This window comes from Pseudoalteromonas umbrosa, assembly GCF_030125375.1.
GTDB lineage: Bacteria > Pseudomonadota > Gammaproteobacteria > Enterobacterales > Alteromonadaceae > Pseudoalteromonas > Pseudoalteromonas umbrosa.
The window spans coordinates 68,268-87,880 of sequence record NZ_JASJUU010000003.1; the positions used below are offsets into that span (position 1 = coordinate 68,268).

The window sequence follows — 19,613 nt, forward strand, 5'->3', positions numbered from 1 at the left end:
TAATGGCTTGGGTTACTTTAACCACTCAATCATATTGGTCATCAAGGCTTGCGTTGCCACTAAACCATCTGGTCCACCGACGTCACATAGGCCTAAACCACACCCATCAAAATGATGCTCGGCTTTTTCTAGTAAGTGCAGCTCGCTGCCGTCGCGGCATTGAACTTGAGCATATTGCTTTTCAAACACCAGCGTATTTGCTTGCGCAGGACCTGTAGCTATATTACCTGCTAGTGAATTACATAGTCTCAATGACTGACTTGGCGATACTATGGTGTCAGCCATACCATGGCTGATAAACATCTCTGGTGCTTGAGTCGGCGCCTGCTCAATGGCTTGTAATAAGCTATTGTTTACCACCACTGGCTCATTACCCGTTAAATCTTGCCAGTGAGCTTTGCCTGATAAAATGGCGATCATGCGTTCAATGTAACCATGTACATAAGTACCGTCTTGTACTTCTTTTAACTGATGAGCAAAATCGGCAACAGGGAACATGGGGGCGATTTTATCGACTTTATTAGGGAATTGCTGAGATAACCAAACGGCCATATGGCCACCTGCAGATTGTCCCGTAATTCGCACTGATTTGTTGCTGGTGGTGTAGTTTACATTATTTGCTTGCACCCACAAAAATGCGTCGCGAATATCTTGTTTACTGTCCTCAATATTAACTTGGTTACAGGCAGGGCCTGCTTCTCGGTCTTCAACCAAGCGATAATATGGCATGTAAACCACAAATCCTGCATCTGTGAACTGTGCTAATTGTGCCTCTGCAGTTCGAGCTGTGTTAAGCCTTTCTAACCAGCCACCTCCGTGGATCATCATTATGGGCGTGGCATTATGGTTATTGGCATTTTTGTAAACACGCATTTCTAAGTGACACGTACCGCGCTCGTTAAAGGTGGTTTTATACGTGGTACGTTGCACAAGAGGGATCTCAGCAAAGTCTTGTGGTTTTGTGGTGATAGGTAAGGTCGCTGTGTAGCCTGGCATCCACGCATCCTGGACAAAGTTCAAATCTTTGCTGCTACCGTAGCGCTGTGCTTTGTAGTCAAATTCTCTTAAGCAAAACTCGGTGTTTGACTCATTTTTATATTCTATGGCCGTAGTGCACTGAGCATCAGTGTAATACCAGCTTCTCTGTGCCTGTGCGGTATTTACTTCGTTACATTGGCCATCTTGGCTGTACAGTTTTGGTAATTGGCTAGCTGGCGGTTTACTTGCTACTGCCGCAAAGCAATAACTTGCACCAGTGACAATTCTTGCGATGTCTGCAGAGCCACTGTTAAGCATTTCTCTGAGCGCTGCGTCATGGTGTTTGAAATATCCCATTGATGCTTCTAAGGAAGGGTTACCATTAGTTGGTTTTCCTTGAAGGTAGTGAGTAAGTAGGACTTGTGGATCTGGAAATATTGATGCATTTGCAACGGCTGAAGCAGATAAAGCAAGGCAACCAATAAGGTTTGATAAGTGTTTCATAGGCATTCCTTGTTGACATACTGCTTGTAAAGACGTGTTGTAAATTCAGATATTTAAAAGATTTTATAGATTATTTATTTTGTAAATTAATTTAACATTACAAGCGGTGACTATTTATTTTAAAAGTGTAATTTACTGAATAATAGATGTTATTCAATGCTTCTCTAAATTTCATTAAAATGTCATTTTGGTAATTTTTTTGTGCTTAAAGTGTTATTTTTGGGTGTTTTTTATGTTTATATTAGATACGAATTTTTTGGGTACAAATTAAAACAAAAAGTAAGTAGCGATTTATGAATATAAAAATAACAAAACTAGCATTGGTTGTAGCAGCGTCGTTTTCTGCCAACGCAATTGCAAATATCGAGTATCCGCTGATGCCAGGCGATCCTCTAGTTGATCAGCAATGGCACCTTAAAAATACAGGCCAAGCCGCTTTCTCTGATAGAGGTGGTAAAGCTGGCGAAGATATGAATGTGTCTTTGACACACGCTATGGGTATCATGGGCGCAGGTGTTACAGCTGCCGTTATTGATGGTGGTGTCGAAGTAAAGCACCCAGACTTAATCGATAATGCTCGCCCTGGTTCTTGGAACTTCACAAATAACAGTCCTGACTTAGCACCGGGTAGCCCAACAGACAGACATGGTACTGCAGTTGCTGGAATCATTGCTTCAAGCGCTTTTAATGGTATCGGTGGACGAGGTGTTGCACCAAGAGCGGGATTAGTGGGCTTTAACTATTTGGTTTCTGGTAACCAAACTACGGCGAACTGGCTTCAGTCTCATGGCATGTATTCAGATGGTTTTGCTAAGCAGTCTTTTGACTTTCCTCGTGTGTTTAACCAAAGTTATGGTCGTACACTTTCATCACCAAGAAGCTTTGATTATGAAGAGTCACCTTGGTTAAAAACATACGAAGATGCTCAGGAAGAAATCACGCGTACAACACATGGCGGACGTGGTGCAATTTTTGTTAAATCAGCAGGTAATGGTTACGAAAGGCAAACATTTACAGATAGTGAACTTGGACGTGGCTATTTGTGGTTCGAAAACAGAAATCATGGTTTACCACTTCAAAACGTAAACCTTGAGCGTATGGATACAAGTTTCTGGAATTTGGTTGCTTCAGCATACAATGCAGATGGTGAGCTCTCATCTTATTCGACAGTCGGCTCTAGTGTGTTTGTTTCAGCGCCTGGTGGCCAGTATGGTACATCTTCACCTGCTATTATCACAACAGATGTATCTGGTTGTGAGGCAGGTTATAACCCACTTTGGCTTCGCAATGACTTACACGGCGGTCATCCACTTGATCCAAATTGTGATTACAGTGCAAGATCGAATGGTACCTCTGCGGCAGCGCCAAACGTAGCAGGTGCAATTGCAGTCATTATGTCTGCAAACCCTGCGCTTTCATGGTTGGATGTAAGAAATATTCTTGCGACCACTTCACGTCGTATCGATGCGGAACACCCTGGTGTTGCATTATCGTTCAAAGACTCGGAAGGTAAGCAGGTAAGCTATCAAGCAATTGATAAATGGCAGACAAATGCTGCGGGTTATCAGTACCATAACTTCTATGGATTTGGCGCGGTTGATGTCGACGCTGCTGTTAATTTAGCGCGATTCTACGACAAAAACTTAGGCGAGTTTGTTAAGACTGATCGAGTGTTAGTAACAGCTGAAGCAGAAATCCCTGATGGTCATTTAAGTGGTGCACAAAGTACATTTAATAACGACCAAGAGCTAACTGTGGATGCGGTTCAAATTCGCGTGAATATTGACCATACAAGTACACGTGACTTAGCAATTGAACTGATTTCTCCTTCTGGTACACGCAGTGTTGTGATGACACCAAGAACTGGTACTATTTTGGGTAACAATGGTATGCAAAATACTCAGATGCTATCTCACCATTTCTATGGAGAGCAAGCGAAGGGTGAATGGACTTTGCGTGTTATTGATACCGCTTCAGAAGACGAAGCATACATTTTTGATCCGCGTACGTCTGGTGAGCCAAACGTGAATATGGTGCACCGCAACAATACAGAAAATGGTGTTCTTAAATCTTGGGATATTCGCTTTTTTGGACGTAAATAAGGAGTCGTAAAATGAAATCTAAATTAATCCCTTTACTCGCTATGGTTGGCAGTTTATATGCAGTACAAGCGAGCGCCCAAACAGTTCATGAGGCGACGCCAGTAACCAGCGACTCTGGTGTAACTGTGAACGTCAATGGCAAAGATTACATACTTGTTGCAGCAAAGAGTGATAAAGAATTGGTGACAGGTGCAGCACTTGTCGATATCAAAACTGATGAGACGATCATATTAACAGGTGAGCTAGTTGTTGAGCTTGAGTCTTTAATCGATGCTCAAGAATTTGCGCAAGCAAATCAGCTAAACCTGATTTATGTTCGTGGTAATCGCGCTATTTTCCAAGCGGATGCAAACGTCGCTTTGCATACTTTTAAAGCGCAAGTAGCGCGCTTAAATGGTGTGGTTAATACTCAAATTGGTTTTAATCTTGAAGGATTAGAAGCAGAATAAGAATGAATAAAGCCACTCGAGTGGCTTTATTTTAATGCTTTAACTAAAGCCCCGAATTGGGGCTTTTTTATGACTAGCTATTATTGCATTAGTTGGCTAATGTACTTAACCGGTGCGCTACCATAGCTTAAAAACTCTTCATGGAACACTTTTAAGTCAAAGTCTTTACCAAGCTTTTCTTTTTGCTTTTCACGTAAATCGTAAATTTCACGATAGCCACTGTAGTAGCTCGTTAACTGAACTTGACTCAGAGTCGCTCTGCGCCACTTACCTTCAGCTTCAGCACGTTCTTGGAACGCACCATTCATCAGTAGGTTCAGACCCTCATCACGGCTGATCCCTTTAACCTGAATCGCATAGTCTAAAATGGTGTTACAAATAACGCGTAAGTTCCATTTGTAGTACATCAACCACATTTCAGGTTCATGATCACCATAGCCTTCTTCAAGCATCATGCGTTCTGTATAGACAGCCCAGCCTTCAATCATGGCACCATTTCTTAAAATTGTTTTAATTAGTGATGGTGACTTATTAGCATAAACAAGCTGAGTATAGTGGCCCGGTACTGCCTCGTGGATGTTGAGGATTTGCAAGATCCAGTGGTTATACTCACGTAAAATAGAGCTTGCTTGCTCTTCTGTTCTCAGCTCAAGCGGCTCTACATTGTAATAGGTATTTTCTTTTGCGTCGTATGGACCTGGCGCTGAAATAGATGCCATTGCGAAACCGCGCATAAACTCAGGTGTTTCGCGCACAACTAACGGCTTTTCAGGGTCAAGTGAGATCAAGTCCTTTTCCATAACAAACTTTTCAAGTAGCGGGATCTGACGCTTAATCTCATCAACAAACTGCTCTTTTGGCACATGATTGACAGATAAATGCTTGATAAGCTGAGAAATAGCTTGCGCGTCGTCCGATGGACGTGCTTTATTTGGAAAGTATTTTGGCCACAATTGGTCAGTCAGCTTTACCATCTCTTGTGTTACGCGTGCTTTGTCAGCCAATGCTTTTTCGTACATGGTTTTAGCTGTGTAACCAGATTGAATATCAAAGGCAAACTTCTCTTCATACAGCTCTTCACCAATTCTGAAGCTGCGTGCGTTACCATTGGCAGTTAACTCTTTTTCTAATTGAGTCAGAAAGTCGATGTAACCATTAATCGCAGTTTTGGCGTTGACAAAACGGGTCTTAAACAGCGCTTTTTCATCGGCAGTAAGGGCGTTCGACGCATCGACTTTATCTAATAGGTCATCTTTTAATACAGCAAATGCGCCTTGGTTTTGCGCGATAGCGAGTTGAGTGTACTCAAGAGTAGGCGTATCTATGTTGTTTTTTGCTGCTTGATAAAAATCTGGAACATACTTCAAGCGCTCTAATACTGTTTTGTATTTTTCTGCGTCTGATTTAAAGCGGCTATTTAAAATGGTCGCGAAACCATAGGAGATGTTGTAATTAGATGGGTTCCATTGCCAATCTTTAAACTTTTCAACTTCCCAAATTCTTTTTTCAAGGCTATTTTCAATTAAGAAATAGTCTGATTTTTGATTGTCACTCAAACTATTTAGATCAAAACCACGCAGTTCACTTAATTTCGCTTTTGAGAAAGCAACACTGCTTGCGCGTGATTCTGCATTAGGGATGGTCATAATATGATCATACTTGCCGTACCCAACATATAAAGAATGTTCTGGGTACTGGCGCCACATGTCTTCGATAAGCTGTGCTGAAAAATCAGTAAACGCTTGATTTTGTGATGCTTGTGCAACAACCGGAGTTGTAGACTGTGAAGGAGTACTTGTTGTTGTGCAGCCAACTAGAGCCAGAGCCGCTGCAACAGCCATTGTGAGCGCTGTTTTTTTCATTCGCTTGTTCCTATTTTAATTTTCCTTATCATATCAATTTTTCGCAGCGCGCGCTCGTTCTGGCTGATCTAAGATCACTGCACCGTTGCACTCTTTCGCCACAATGTCATCTGGGTTATATATAGGACAAGACTTCATAGATAAGCAGCCACAGCCTATGCATCCGTCCACCATGTCGCGAACGCGTGTCATATACGCTATTTTTTCATCAAGTTTGGCTTGCCAAAATCGTGACATACTGGCCCAATCTTCCTTGGTTGGCGTGCGGCTTTCTGGCAATTTAGACAAGGTTTCTTGGATCTCTAACAGTGAAATGCCCATTTTTTGCGCAGCTTTTATTACCGCAATACGCCGCAGCACATCTTTTTTAAATCTTCTTTGGTTACCTGCGTTGCGCCAGCTTCGTATTAAGCCTTTGGTCTCATAAAAGTGTAGCGCTGAGACCGCCACATCTGCGCGTTTTGCTACTTGCCCTACACTTAAGCGCGGCTCGTCTCGGGTTGTTGGTGTTGTCATTATTGCCCCTTTTTTAAAATAACGCTTTACCTAAGGTTAAGTTGAGGTTTTAGCCTATCAACAAATTTACAAAAGGAGAATCATTTTGAACACAATCATTGTTTATTCTAGCGCTAAAAAAATGGGCAATACTGGTAATGCGGTTGGAGAGTTAGCTACGGAGTTTGATGCGCAAACACTATTTTTGGATGACTATGTGATCCACGATTATAGTTATGATCACAAAAATAAAGATGATGACTTTCGCAGTTTATTTAGACGCATTTTACAGTTTGATCATGTGATTTTTGCCTCGCCCGTCTACTGGTACGCGGTAACACCGAGAATGAAGGCATTTATTGATAGGATCACAGAATTTATGGATGATGAACAGCTCAAACCTGAGTTACGTGAGCTTAGAAGTAAACAGTTTTCAATATTATCCACGTCAATTCACGAAGCTGCGCCGCAGCCTTTTACTGAGATGCTGCAAAAAACATTTGAATACTTAGGCATGACACTCAAAGGTCAATATCACAAGCAATACCCCTATGAGGGTTAATCTGTTTTCGTTTGAAGAAATTTAGTTTGATATTGTTTTGGTGTCTGTTTGAAGGTTTTCTTAAACCCTCGACTTAATTGACTTGGGTGATTAAACCCTAAGGTGAAAGCAATGCTTGTCACGCTTTCACCGCGCTCCAAACGCTTGCGTGCCGACATCATTCTTTGACCATTTAACCAATTTTGCGGAGTCGTACCAATGCGCTTTTTGAACTGGTTAAAGAATTTACTTCGGCTCATGCAGGCTATTTTACATAACTCATCGACGTTGAGCTGTTCATCCAGATTTCTTTGCATATATTCAACCGCCGCATGGACCCCCGTTGTTAACTCATGCTTCGCGACTTGCTTAAACAAGAGGTCGCGGCTCTGCTGCTGCAGTAGACGAGCAACTAACTCGTTTAACGCAAGATCGATATAAAAGTCTCTTTGTGGCGTATTTTCGCAAAATAAATGCATTAAACGCATGAGCAGTTGCTGTGTTTGCGAGTTGTGCTCGTTATGAACAAGTTCTGGCATGTAATTAAACTGTGATTCTGAGTTCTTCTCAAGTTGGTTTAATTGCTCTGCGACAGAGGCTATTTTGTCTTTACTGATATCAATGGCCAAGCAGGTCGTCGGCTGATCCATACAGGCGGTGGGAAAGTCGATATGTACTGCTTGTTCAGGCGCCAATACGAAGCTTTCATTGGGTAAAAACGCATGATGATAGTCACAGCTTTCTACATGCATGACTTTTTTTCCTGTGAGCATGCCACAAAACAGCACATTATTAGAAAACAATCGAATATGTTCTGCATTTTCATAGGTATCATAAATACTGAGCTCAACGTCATCGCCTGCAAAATGAACGCGATTCTCAACCAGTGAATTGACTTTTTGCCTTTTTTTATGGAGTTGTTCTAGCATTTTTATTCCTTGTTTGGACTCAAGCGCAAACATTTTATACGCAGAGTTAAGTTTTTAATCCGCCTTTAAATTAATGTCAACAGAATAACAACAAGTGGCCTCCTCATTGAGAGAGTGCCGCAGTCACATAACAACTAAGTTGAAGAGGCATTTATGATTTATGCAAATCCAAATACATCAGATGCAATCGTTAATTTTAAATCCGTTTATGATAACTATATTGGCGGAAAATGGACCCAACCTGTCGAGGGGCATTATTTTGATAATATCAGCCCAGTCAACGGTGCTGTTTTCTGTCATGTCGCCAGATCTGGGCAAAAAGATATTGAATTAGCTTTGGATGCGGCTCACAGTGCTAAAGAGTCTTGGGGCACAACGTCAGTGACAGAGCGTAGTAATATTTTGCTTAAAATTGCCGATCGTATAGAAGCCAATCTTGAATACCTCGCCGTGGCCGAAACGTGGGACAACGGTAAAGCTGTGCGTGAAACGTTGGCGGCAGATGTGCCCTTAGCTGCGGACCACTTTCGTTATTTTGCAGGGTGTATCCGTGCGCAAGAAGGCAGTATTGGAGAAATTGACGAGCATACTGTGGCGTACCATTTCCATGAGCCGTTAGGGGTTGTTGGGCAAATCATTCCGTGGAATTTTCCATTGCTAATGGCTGCTTGGAAACTTGCGCCGGCGCTTGCTGCGGGCAATTGCGTGGTGTTAAAGCCTGCTGAGCAGACACCTGTATCGATTTTACTATTGATGGAATTGATAGAGGATCTGCTCCCTGCGGGTGTTGTAAACGTGGTAAATGGCTTTGGTAAAGAAGCCGGAGAAGCTCTGGCGACCAGTGATCGCATTGCCAAAATAGCGTTTACCGGCTCAACGCCTGTGGGGTCACATATTTTGAAATGTGCGGCGGATAATATCATTCCATCAACAGTTGAACTTGGCGGCAAGTCTCCCAATATTTACTTCAGTGATGTAATGGAAAAAGATGATGAATTTTTGAGTAAATGTGTCGAAGGGGCTGTATTGGCTTACTTCAATCAAGGTGAAGTATGTACATGCCCGTCTCGATTATTTGTGCAAGAAGACATCTACGATGAGTTCATTGCAAAAGTGATAGAGCGCACGCAGCAGATAAAACGTGGCAATCCTTTGGACACAGACACCATGGTAGGCGCACAGGCTTCTCAAGCACAATTCGATAAAATTTTAAGCTACATCGAAATTGGTAAGCAAGAAGGTGCTGAGGTACTTCTTGGCGGTGAACCGGAAAAACTCAGTACAGAATATAATGAAGGCTATTATATTCAGCCAACGTTGTTAAAAGGTCACAATACTATGCGAGTATTTCAAGAAGAGATATTTGGCCCTGTGATCTCCTTGTGTACTTTTAAAGATGAAGCGGAAGTACTCGCAATGGCTAATAGCAGTGAATTTGGCCTAGGAGCGGGTGTGTGGACCCGTAACATGAACCGTGCTTATCACTTCGGTAGAAAAATAGAAGCGGGTAGGGTATGGACTAATTGCTATCACATGTATCCGGCCCATGCCGCTTTTGGTGGCTACAAGCGCTCGGGCATTGGCCGTGAAACACATAAAAAAGCGCTGGATCATTACCAGCAAACTAAGAACCTTCTAGTCAGCTATAGCGAAAGTCCGCTTGGATTCTTCTAAGTTATAGCCTTAGCAAGATGCGCAACCATGGCCATGGTTGCGCTCTTTTTTGTTACGTTATTAGGCCAAATAGCATAGGCCGGTATAGGGGTTACTTGCCATTCGGGCAGTAACTCAATCAATTTATTTTCTCTAAGGGCTTGCTCAACAAGAAAGTCCGCAGGTGTCGCAATACCTAGCCCTTCCATACATAATTGTGTCATGCCCTCAACCGAATTCGCTGTGACTTGATAGCCAAAATGAATGTCTTGTTTACCCAACTCTGAGTGTGTGATCGTACGCTTATTGGGTAAGCTGGCAAGCCTTATCCATGGCATGTTTTCAAGATCTTTTGGTGTCTTTGGGAGCGTGTTATTTTTTAAAAATAAGGGTGAGCAGGTGAGCTTTCGCTTTATATTTCCTAGTTTTTTACTTTTTAATTCGCTATTTGGTAGGTCGCCAAGGCGAATCGCAATATCGATCCCTTTCTCTATCAAGTTCTCATACACATCGCTAAAGTGAAAGTTGACCTCTAACCTCGGATGTTGCTGGCAAAACTCTGCTAATACGCGGGTATAGTGGGAGCGTATAAGTACAGTCGGCAAACTGACGGTGACTTTGCCAGATAACGTATCTTGCTGGGCACTGATATCAGATAGGCCTTGCTCAACGGTTTTTAACATGTTTGTACTCATTTTGAATAACTGCTGCCCTTGCTCTGTTAACGAGAGCTTTCTGGTTGAGCGGTACAGTAAAGCCGTATCGAGCTTTGTTTCGAGCAAAGTAATGTGATAGCTGATCACTGAGGGCGACAAGTTAAGCGCGCGCGCCGCACCGCGAAAAGAACCTTGCTCTACAACCGTTGAAAAAATGGCAATGCTTTTGAGTTCGTCAATCATATTGAGTAAGTTTTTAGAACAGTGATATTAATTTATACCATCTAATAAAATTTAAAACAGGGGTATACACTCAAATTTTATACAGCGATGGAGTGAGCAATGTTGATGATATTGGCAATGGGCCTATATGCATTTTCTATGTCGATTACACCGGGTCCGGTGAATTTGATTATTTTTTCAGGTGGGATGAATCGTGGTGTCCAAGCCACGCTGCCGTTTATTTTAGGCGCAACAATTGGGTTTAGTCTGTTGCTTTTAGCAACAGGGCTGGGGCTTGGTTTGGTGGTGCAGCAACATAAGTGGTTAGTATATAGTTCTACAGTGATTAGCTGTGGTTTTATGATGTATCTTGCTTTGCAACTGTTTAATTCTGAACCGTGTGTAGGCCAAGCGACAGCGATGCGCTCAGGGTGGTGGGCAGGTTTGATGTTGATGTGGCTGAATCCAAAAGCGTGGTTGGCTGCTATCGCGGGCAATAGTTTGTTCATTGAGCCTAGCCAAACCAGCAAATTGCTTGTGTTTGTACTCATTTACTCCTTGGTGTGTTTTGTTTCTTTATTGTTGTGGGCAGTATTTGGTAAGCAAGTGTCTCATCATATTTTGAATGACAAGTATGTGCGTTGGCTTAACAAGGTAGCGGCGCTGGTGCTAGCGGGTATGTGTGTGATGGTATTGTATGAGCTAGGAGGCAGAAATCTTTAGCGGTGTAGCTATTCTGTGATAACTTTGTTTGACTAAAACTAATTTGCCAAGGACTTTGAGATAAGCCGTGAGAAAAGTTAAAGCTGCCCCATATTTGATTTTTAGTATTAACATTATCATCGTATTTGTTGCTACTTTTTGGCATCAAATTTTTAGTGCTAATGCTGGCTTATCTTTTATCTTACTGGTGATATTTTGCATTTTGTCATTGTCGAATTGCGTCTATCATATGAGTGTCTTGTTAGTTTATAAAGTGTTTCAAATAGAGCGCTTTAAAGTGTTGGTTTTGATGATACCAGCCTTATTATTACTTGTTTATAGTATTTTTGCACCGGCTCCCAACATGGAAGAGAATAGGCGCTCTTTGAATACTTCTAGCTCTGAACAGTTTATCGCTCGGGTATCTGCATCGTTTAATTATTGGCATATTGAGGTGGAAAATGCCTTGGGGCAGACAGTATACAAAAATGAAAATACGTCTATGAGAAGCACATTCTCCCTATATTGGGCATGGGATAAGCAAGACAGATTATGGTTTTATTACAGTGATGATGGCACTATACACTATTTATCGAAGAGTAATGATGGTTGGCAGCTACGAGAATACGACAAGTTTGATGATGCTTTGGAACTTAAGCCCCCATCGAGTTTATTTCCATCATATGTAATCCCTAAACATAAAAAGTAATAAAGCGAATGCTGCAACTTGCTTGTTATAGCCCATTTTAGGTTCAAGTGGTCTTTACGAGACTATCAAGATATTTTTAGTACCGAGCACTTAATATAACGCTTAAAGCATTTTTATCGTATTATGCTGCATGCCTGTTGGTGTGTTTTATTTTGTAACATAAGAATTTTCCCATGTATAACCCGAATTTACCTTTAGTTTACCATCCTAATTATTCTTTCAGTTTTGATCCCAAACACCGTTTTGTGGTGAGTAAATTTGCAAGATTAAAAAGTTATCTAGAGCAACAAGGGCTCATTGATCAAAACTTGCATCAAGGCCCAGTTGGCAACTATTCGGACTTAGAGTTAGTACATTGTGAGCAGTATGTTCGAGACTTGTACCATAATGAACTTTGCCCAAAGGCAATGAGACGAATAGGGATCCCTTGGTCAAAAGAGTTGATGGCGAGAACATTTACAGCCCCATTGGGTACTTACCTTACGGCATCGCTTGCTCTTGAAAACGGCGTTGCGTGTCACTTGGCGGGTGGAACGCACCATGCACATTACGATTTTGGGTCTGGGTATTGCATGGTGAATGATTTGGCTTATACAGCAGAGCGGTTAATCAAAGAAAAACGGGTTCACAATGTACTTATTTTTGATTGCGATGTGCATCAAGGAGATGGCACTGCCGCGATGCTTACACACAACCCCTTTGTATTTACCTGCTCAATACATTGCGAAAAGAACTTTCCTTTTAGAAAGCAACAGAGTGATTTAGACATTGGGTTAGACCCTAATGTAAGCGATCATGAATATCTGCGAGTTATAGAAGCAACAATCCATGATTTGCTGGAGCAGTTAAATCCTGATCTTGTGCTATATGATGCGGGCGTTGATGTTTGGCAAGAGGATACTTTGGGCAAATTGGATATTAGCTGGCAAGGGCTTGAGAGACGAGATCGTATGGTACTCAACGCATGTAATCAAAAAGGCGTACCAGTAGCAACTGTGATAGGTGGAGGATATGACAAAGACCATGAGCGTTTGGCAAAACGTCATGCTATTGTCATTGAGCAGGCCGCAAGAATATAGCTAGTTATGCTCGGGCCTAATTTTTGGGGTCTTAAAATTATTTAAATAAATTCAAAGCGTACGTATCAAAATTCCCTAAGTTTGGAAAAATATCATTAATCTCTGAGTCATTTAATCCAAACCATTTCGCTATGGGGGCAAAATACTGTTCGTTGGAAAATTGGGGTATAAGTCTGCCACCGCCAACATCTATATTACTGTCGACTTGCTGTGAAAGCATGGTGCCATGTAAATCTTGGCCGTTAACCGCACCACCCATAATAAGTTGATTACTGGCCCAGCCATGATCAGTGCCATCTCCATTTGAAGTCAATGTGCGGCCAAAATCAGACATCGTAAAAGTTGTAACGCTATTTTGTAGAGAAAGCTCAGTAAGTGCGCTATTAAACTCAGATAGTGCTGTTGCAAGTGTGGCGAGCAGGGCAGGTTGACGTGTTACTTGTTCATCATGGGTATCAAAGCCACCTAATGAGACAAAAAATATTTGCCGTTTGTTGCCTGTTTGATCGCTGATGCTTAGAGACTTGGCGACAGCGGCTAACTGCTCCGATAAACTGTTATCGCTAAATTGTGTGGTTAATACGGGCGCTTGTTCTAATAAGGTGTTCATATGCTGCACATTGCTAATGGAGCTGGAAAGTCTGCTGGCATATGCGTCTTGCAGTGAATTTGTTTGGGTACTTAGCAATCTATCCATGATGCTTTTAACATGGTCGACTTGTGGTTGGTAACCTGTCAGCGAGTTTATTTTCATTACTCCGCTTTTATTGAGTGCATAGGGGGTGGTGTCGATACCTGCTTGCCATGGGTTTGCTCCAGCAAGTGAGATGTTACTAGTAAAACTGTTGTGCTGGTTTAATCGCTCCAGCATCCGCGCGCCCCAACCCGTATTTAAAGACACTTTCTCACGTCCATTCATCCATGTGGCTTGTTGGTCGTTATGTGAAAACAAATGATTTGGTAAAGGCACCGCTTTGTTTCGATAGTCAGCAAGTGTTGTCGGGGTGATAAGTGTGCCAACACCGCCAACAAAGCCGAGCTGACCGGCATCAAAAGTGGAGGATATAGCGCTCATACTTGGGTGCAAGCCAACACCGCCCTCAAATTGTGTCAGTGTATTCAAAGTCATTGGCTCGGTAATAGCTAGATTTTGTCTGCTTTGTTCGTAATGTAGCCTTTGATCACCGGTTAAGGGCACTAGCATATTGAGTGAGTCACTCCCTCCGTGCAAAAAAATACAAACAAGCGCTTTGTAATCAGCAAGCTCGGTGTTGTTCATAGAGCTACTGATAGCTTGTAACTGCAAACTAGTGAGAGCGGCAACAGAAGCCCCGCCTTTGAGGCACATAGATAAAAAAGCGCGTCTTGACTGATGATTAAAATACGACATGGCAGGCGCTCCTAGTTTTGGTAATTGAAGTCAGGTGACAATGAAATCATGTACAGTAGCTGGGCCACTCGAAGTGACGCATCTCTGTTCATAAAATAGCTATCTAAGTCTACGAGTGCTGTTCGTGTGGTATCCGACATGGAGCCTGCAAAGTAAACTAGGTCGTAGTAGTCCAATAAAGGTTGTAATCCATTGTTTGTCAGCATTTCAATGTCTGCTTGGGCATACATGTAGATTGTATTGGGATTGAGTGTTGTTTTACGCTCAGCCATTCGCCACACTAAGTCGCCATAGTGTCCGTTGATAGTGGATATCATGTTGGAGTCGGTAGCAATTTGCAGCTCAGGAGCAACGAGTCCTAAGGCTTGAAGCTCATTTGGCTGGTGGTCTGGTCTAAAAAAGTTAAATACAGAGGGTGATAATAAAGGCCCTTGGCCATATGCTGTTGTTAAGTTCCAAGTATAATAACGATTAAGTTCCGAGCGTGCATTTAACACCCGCCATAAGTGTAGTTTTACGAGAATTGGCTCTTTAATTTTGCCGCTATGTAGCTGTACAGACGAGTATTTTCTGGCCTCTTCATCCAGTAAAATTGCTTTGATGACGGCACCTAGGTCACCTTTTACCCCTTCGCCGTTGTCATTAAATATAGTCGCCACTCGAGCAATATATGCTTGTGTTGGGTTTGATTTTACAAGCCTTTGGATTAGTTGCTTACTAATAAAGGGGGCGACATTACTGTGTGCAAATAAGTTATCTAGCGCAAGTTGCATGGACTCATGGGGACCGGTGTTTTTTGGGATAATCTCACCACCGAGCAGAGGCTTTTCTTCCATTGAGTGATAGTCGGCAAAAGCGTGCATAGGCAGGGTATAGTTTCGACTGGGCCTGTCCCACCTTGCCGAGTAAGCAAATGTCCAGCCAGTGAATACTTTGGCAAAGCCGGCTATTTCAGTTTGTGAATAGGTTGGTATGGTGTTGCCATCAGCATCTAATTTAACAGTGCCATCTAAATTGAGTTCATTCAAACCAATTGTGAATAGCTGCATGACTTCTCGTGCATAGTTTTCATCAGGACGAATGTTAAGCTCTGCGTTTGCTTTTTCATTCCCTAAGTGACTTAAATACACGCCCATAGCAGGAGATAAAGTGACTGACTCTAGTAGGGTTCTAAAATTACCAAATGCATGTTTTAACAGCATGTCATAGTAAGCGACCATGCCCTCAGGCTCGCCTCGTAAAGCTGTATTGGCATCAGAAACCACAAAAATTTCACTGAGCGCAAATGCCACTCTTTGCCTGAGTTGATCAGGCGCATTTAAACTCGCTTTCCACCAAGCGTCTATTCTGTTTATGTGGCTTGGGTTATCTCTATCCGGGTAGTTTTCTAGTAAAGGCGTATGCAGAGTAGGCGTTAACGCAATTTGTTGGTCAAGCCATTCACTTTCACTCATGCCTGAAGCCGACTGGATTTCCGCATAAGTTGCGCCAAGTGTCGCTTGTTGCATTAATGCCGATGCTTGTAACTCGGTCATTGCATTGACAGACTCAATGCTTGTTTCAGTATATGTGCTCATGCCAGCGTTATCAGTGACCGTCAGCGCAAAGGTATAGCTTTCATTACTGATAGAGTTAGCACTAGGCAATGTCACGGTTAAACTGGCAGAATCTGCGCCGGCAAGAGTGACGGTCGGACCGCTAATTTGTACCCAAGCGAACGATAGCCCTTCTGTAGACCCTTCAATGACACTATCTATGGTTATAACACTGCCCTTTCTGACAACATCGCCTGGTAAGCGAATGTCCACAACGGGTGATGTACTTATATTTTGCGCATCGGCTAAATCGTCAGAGGAATTTTGGTCAGCCGTATCATCACTTGGTTCATTGCTTGGTGATGTAGGAGTGCTGCTGTTTGCTGTATTGGCGTTGTTAGTGTTTTCATTACTGGTTGGCGGCTGTGGAGATGTTGTGGGAGTATTTGACTCGGAACCACCACCGCCGCATGCGGATAAAACTAAAGTTACAAGTAAAAACAGAACACGCATTTTCATTGTGATTGCCTCAATAAACTCTAACCCTTTTATAGCACGCTCATTTATTTTAACAATATCTTTTCATTAATTTTTGGTGTTTTTTTACGCTAAAAGGATTGGCTTTTCGCCATGTTTCTGAATTAAAGAGGAATATCTATGAACAAATTTGGTATACATTAAAGTGATACATGTTGTTACCTTATTCTTTAAAAAATAGGGTTGTCACAGTGGTAACCCTATCCTTATTATCTTGTGAGTGGCTCAGTGATTTTCCTCGTTAACTTTATCAAAGTCACATTCAGTATCTATATGAAATTATGATAATTTATTATTGTATAGAACATCATAAAACAAGGATTATAAGAATGAAAAAAACCGTTATCGCTACACTAATCGCAGGTATCTTTATTGCGCCAAAGATAGGCTTAGCAAGCGAGCAAGGAAGCCCAAATATTGAACTCGATCTACTTCCACTTGTTCAAGTAAAAGGTGAGCAATACGTTTCAAGCACCATAGAAAAAGAAATGCGCAAGTATAACTTACCTGGGTTGAGTGTTGCTGTGGTTAAAAATGGTCAAGTTGTTTGGGCAGAAGGCTTTGGACTAGCTGACAAACAGACTAATCGCAAAGTGACGACTGAAACTTTGTTTCAAGCTGGTTCTATCAGTAAACCTGTTGCGGCTTTGGCTGTTTTAAAATTGGTTCATGAAGGGAAAATAAAATTAGATGCGGATGTAAATCAGTACTTAAAAGGCTGGCAAGTGCCAAGCAATGAATTTACTAAATCAGCCAAAGTGACAGTGCGTCAGCTTTTAACACACAGTGCAGGTTTAACTCAGCATGGCTTTCCGGGATATCAACGCGGCGGTAAAGTGCCCTCCGATATTGGGGTGTTAAATGGACAGGGAAACACAGGTAAAGTGATAGTCGATAAACAACCCGGTGAAGGGTTTAGGTATTCTGGTGGCGGGTATACTGTATTAGATCTGCTTGTTGAAAATGTGACAGGACAGTCATTTTCTGATTATACATCTGAGCAGATTTTGAAACCGCTTGGAATGACAAACAGTACGTTTGCACAGCCGCTTCCTAAGCACTTATGGTCAAAAGCCAGTGCAGCATTTGATGTTAACGGGAAGCAGGTTGTAGGAGATTGGCACGTATACCCTGAGCAGGCAGCTGCGGGCTTGTGGACGACGCCGAGCGATTTAGCTCTGTATGTTAAAGCGATACAAAGTGCTCGAGTAGGTAAAGCGGTTGGCCCCATTACACCTAAGTTGGTTAAAGACATGCTTGTTTTCCATGACAACGACTGGGGGCTTGGGCCAATATTAAAAAATTATCAGCAAGGCCTTGCGTTTGAGCATGGTGGTAAAAACAAAGGGTTTACCAATGTATTTAAAGCGTATGCTGATAAAGGCGATGCATTTATTATTATGACCAATGGTGATGCAGCAAGTCCGGTGATGAGGGAATTACAACTTGCCATCAGCGAGCATTTTGGCTGGGACTTTTCTAGCGCTAAAAAAGTGGAAAAGTATACCTTTTCAAGTGCGCAGTTAAAGCAAATGGTTGGCAAGTATATTTATGATAAAGATAGCCAGTATCGATTTGACCTGACTTTTGATGAACAGTATATATTGGCATATGACCCATCAAGAGATCGCACTAACCGTTTGATAGCGACGAGTGAGAAAGCATTGATTGACGTGCGCGATGGTTCAACGGTGGATATTGAGCGAAATAATAAAGGCGAGATTCAGGCATTAATTTGGGGTGGGCAATATCGATTTGTAAAGAATAGTCTTTAAAGTATTTTGTAAAATTAATATTTTGGGAATTAAATATTATTAAGTTCCCAGTTTTCTTGTTAAAGTGTTTCTATTATTTTGCATATTAATGCAGTTTTGCGAATTAGGAAGTGCTTTGTCTGCTTTTACAAAAGAGTTGCTGCTTTTAGCTGGAGTAGCAACTTTAATCATTATAATACCAGTCATAAATTCTGCTACTTTAGGCGGTCATGGTGCGATTGACCTTCCTTTGCTATCGAAAATCTCTTTATCCTTTACTGGGGACAGAGGTGGGTTGCTTTTTATCCTGCGTTTATAACCCTAAATATCCCGCTATTTGCTTATCTATATTTTTATAAATGGCAGAAGAAAATGAGTCAGGCACAGCTCGAAGAGAAATAGAAACATGAGTAATATAATCACGCAAAATGGAGTCGATTTATTTTTACTAATCCATGATTACATACCTATGGTCTGTGCATTCTTTATTGCCAGACGTTATGCAAAAACTCAGAGGCTACTTAAGGGATTTAGCCTGGTTATTGTTTCCCTCTTACTTTTTGGTTGGTCTTTTGTCGTTTTGTCGGGGCATGGTGCAATAGGTTTACCGTTACCCTCTGTTATTGCTTTTTTTGTGTTTTTATCGTTCACCGTAGAGGGTTCGGTGTTAGTTTACCCAAGCTTATTATTTAGTCCGGGCATCGCTATTTTTGTCTATTTTACATGTTATTTTTTATGGCGCTTTGAATATGTAAATGAAGACAAGTAAGGGTGACGGATAACCGTAGTTTTTTATCTTAATTGCTTTTGGGTGTGGATACTGCTTGGTAAGTAGTTATTATTATTTTTCTTACCAAGCAGATCGCACTTCAAAACCAAGTGACGGGCAAGTTCTTGGTTTTGCCAGCTCTGCCCGAGTAGGCGAGTAGAACTGGTAAAGGGAGTCCATTCAAGTATTGCTACGTTGTTACCACTTAAATAGCTTACATTTTTGGATACGTTTACCACCATAATTAGACACTAGATAAGGCCCAATTTGCTCTTCGCGGATCTTGTCTGCTGTATAGCTAATAATTTCAACATCTAAAGAGCCATCACTGTGCAATTCATACTCTGCGTTCAGTTTGGTATCACCAAACTCAAACAAGCTTACAAACTTATTATCGAATAAGTATTGGTCGATGATAATGCCGTTGTTTTCGTCAATTTCGAAATGTCCTTTTGCTTCATCAACCGTCACTAAAGTGTAATTACGAGGTCTTGCTTGCGCGCCTTCACCGTATGTAACAATCCAGTCAGCCCGGTTATCAATAGGACTGCCAACTTCAAGTGACATTGGAAATGCATATAGAGCTCCTTTGCCAGGTGCAAGTAGTTCACATTGGCCTTTAAAAAAGCCCTGCCACTGAGCTGGGGCTGCTTGTGCAGTCAAAGATATTGCAGATAAGCCAACGCATAGTGCGAATACTTTTTTCATTTTATCTTCCTTATTGATGCTATTTTTGTGTGAGTCATT

At 41.9% G+C, this 19,613-nt stretch carries 18 protein-coding genes; 10 read left to right on the forward strand and 8 right to left on the reverse strand.

Translation table 11 applies throughout. The annotated features are described in order from the left end of the window. Positions 1–12: 12 nt before the first annotated feature. Positions 13–1,482, reverse strand: a complete 1,470-nt coding sequence (locus QNM16_RS10455) for an alpha/beta hydrolase (RefSeq protein ID WP_284020427.1) — start codon at positions 1,480–1,482, stop codon at positions 13–15. A gap of 293 nt (positions 1,483–1,775) precedes the next feature. On the opposite strand from QNM16_RS10455, the gene QNM16_RS10460 reads away from it, so the two are divergent. Together QNM16_RS10460 and QNM16_RS10465 are read left to right on the forward strand one after the other, a co-directional pair. Continuing rightward, positions 1,776–3,584 carry a S8 family serine peptidase gene (locus QNM16_RS10460; RefSeq protein ID WP_284020428.1) on the forward strand — a complete coding sequence of 603 codons (1,809 nt, stop codon included), beginning with the start codon at positions 1,776–1,778 and terminating at the stop codon, positions 3,582–3,584. 11 nt (positions 3,585–3,595) lie between these two features. Next, complete coding sequence (locus QNM16_RS10465) at positions 3,596–4,033, forward strand: hypothetical protein (RefSeq protein ID WP_284020429.1); 438 nt, start codon at positions 3,596–3,598, stop codon at positions 4,031–4,033. An 80-nt stretch (positions 4,034–4,113) separates the two neighbouring features. Here the strand turns inward: QNM16_RS10465 and QNM16_RS10470 are convergent, their stop codons facing one another. Both QNM16_RS10470 and soxR read right to left on the reverse strand, forming a co-directional pair. Then, positions 4,114–5,895 (reverse strand): DUF885 domain-containing protein, encoded by a 1,782-nt coding sequence (locus tag QNM16_RS10470; protein WP_284020430.1) that lies wholly within the window; start codon positions 5,893–5,895, stop codon positions 4,114–4,116. A 33-nt stretch (positions 5,896–5,928) separates the two neighbouring features. Then, complete coding sequence (gene soxR, locus QNM16_RS10475) at positions 5,929–6,411, reverse strand: redox-sensitive transcriptional activator SoxR (protein ID WP_284020431.1); 483 nt, start codon at positions 6,409–6,411, stop codon at positions 5,929–5,931. A gap of 85 nt (positions 6,412–6,496) precedes the next feature. Here soxR and QNM16_RS10480 point away from each other — a divergent pair, with 85 nt between their 5' ends. After that, the gene (locus tag QNM16_RS10480) at positions 6,497–6,952 is read left to right on the forward strand and encodes a flavodoxin family protein (RefSeq protein WP_284020432.1); all 456 of its coding nucleotides are present in this window, start codon (positions 6,497–6,499) and stop codon (positions 6,950–6,952) included. Here QNM16_RS10480 and QNM16_RS10485 read toward each other — a convergent pair. After that, positions 6,949–7,860: a helix-turn-helix domain-containing protein gene (locus tag QNM16_RS10485; RefSeq protein WP_284020433.1), complete on the reverse strand. Its 912-nt coding sequence runs from the start codon at positions 7,858–7,860 to the stop codon at positions 6,949–6,951. The genes QNM16_RS10480 and QNM16_RS10485 overlap by 4 nt on opposite strands. A gap of 153 nt (positions 7,861–8,013) precedes the next feature. On the opposite strand from QNM16_RS10485, the gene exaC reads away from it, so the two are divergent. Next, positions 8,014–9,534, forward strand: a complete 1,521-nt coding sequence (exaC, locus tag QNM16_RS10490; RefSeq protein ID WP_284020434.1) for an acetaldehyde dehydrogenase ExaC — start codon at positions 8,014–8,016, stop codon at positions 9,532–9,534. Here the strand turns inward: exaC and QNM16_RS10495 are convergent. After that, entirely contained in the window at positions 9,531–10,412 is an 882-nt protein-coding gene (locus tag QNM16_RS10495; protein ID WP_284020435.1) for a LysR family transcriptional regulator, read from the reverse strand. The two genes, exaC and QNM16_RS10495, sit on opposite strands and share 4 nt — an antisense overlap. A 99-nt stretch (positions 10,413–10,511) precedes the next feature. Here QNM16_RS10495 and QNM16_RS10500 point away from each other — a divergent pair, with 99 nt between their 5' ends. The 3 genes from QNM16_RS10500 (at position 10,512) to QNM16_RS10510 (ending at position 12,881) form a co-directional block, all read left to right on the forward strand. Then, positions 10,512–11,114, forward strand: coding sequence for a LysE family translocator (locus QNM16_RS10500; protein WP_284020436.1), 603 nt, complete (start codon positions 10,512–10,514; stop codon positions 11,112–11,114). 229 nt (positions 11,115–11,343) lie between these two features. Further along, positions 11,344–11,802 (forward strand): hypothetical protein, encoded by a 459-nt coding sequence (locus QNM16_RS10505; protein WP_284020437.1) that lies wholly within the window; start codon positions 11,344–11,346, stop codon positions 11,800–11,802. Between the two features lie 173 nt (positions 11,803–11,975). Continuing rightward, positions 11,976–12,881, forward strand: a complete 906-nt coding sequence (locus QNM16_RS10510) for a histone deacetylase family protein (RefSeq protein WP_284020438.1) — start codon at positions 11,976–11,978, stop codon at positions 12,879–12,881. A 37-nt stretch (positions 12,882–12,918) separates the two neighbouring features. Here QNM16_RS10510 and QNM16_RS10515 read toward each other — a convergent pair whose 3' ends face one another. Together QNM16_RS10515 and QNM16_RS10520 are read right to left on the reverse strand one after the other, a co-directional pair. Then, entirely contained in the window at positions 12,919–14,271 is a 1,353-nt protein-coding gene (locus tag QNM16_RS10515) for a DUF1501 domain-containing protein (RefSeq protein WP_284020439.1), read from the reverse strand. Positions 14,272–14,282: 11 nt separating this feature from the next. Further along, a complete protein-coding gene (locus tag QNM16_RS10520; RefSeq protein WP_284020440.1) occupies positions 14,283–16,325 on the reverse strand; it encodes a DUF1800 domain-containing protein in 2,043 nt (680 codons plus the stop codon). A 347-nt stretch (positions 16,326–16,672) separates the two neighbouring features. Between QNM16_RS10520 and QNM16_RS10525 the strand changes: the two genes are divergently transcribed. The 3 genes from QNM16_RS10525 to QNM16_RS10535 all read left to right on the forward strand — a co-directional run bounded on the left by QNM16_RS10525 (position 16,673) and on the right by QNM16_RS10535 (position 18,866). Beyond that, positions 16,673–18,118 (forward strand): serine hydrolase domain-containing protein, encoded by a 1,446-nt coding sequence (locus tag QNM16_RS10525; RefSeq protein ID WP_284020441.1) that lies wholly within the window; start codon positions 16,673–16,675, stop codon positions 18,116–18,118. 115 nt (positions 18,119–18,233) lie between these two features. Next, entirely contained in the window at positions 18,234–18,416 is a 183-nt protein-coding gene (locus tag QNM16_RS10530) for a hypothetical protein (RefSeq protein ID WP_284020442.1), read from the forward strand. Between the two features lie 87 nt (positions 18,417–18,503). Then, on the forward strand, positions 18,504–18,866 hold the full coding sequence (locus QNM16_RS10535; protein WP_284020443.1) for a hypothetical protein: 363 nt from the start codon (positions 18,504–18,506) through the stop codon (positions 18,864–18,866). A gap of 198 nt (positions 18,867–19,064) precedes the next feature. Here QNM16_RS10535 and QNM16_RS10540 read toward each other — a convergent pair whose 3' ends face one another. Then, on the reverse strand, positions 19,065–19,574 hold the full coding sequence (locus QNM16_RS10540) for a hypothetical protein (protein WP_284020444.1): 510 nt from the start codon (positions 19,572–19,574) through the stop codon (positions 19,065–19,067). Positions 19,575–19,613: the final 39 nt, after the last annotated feature.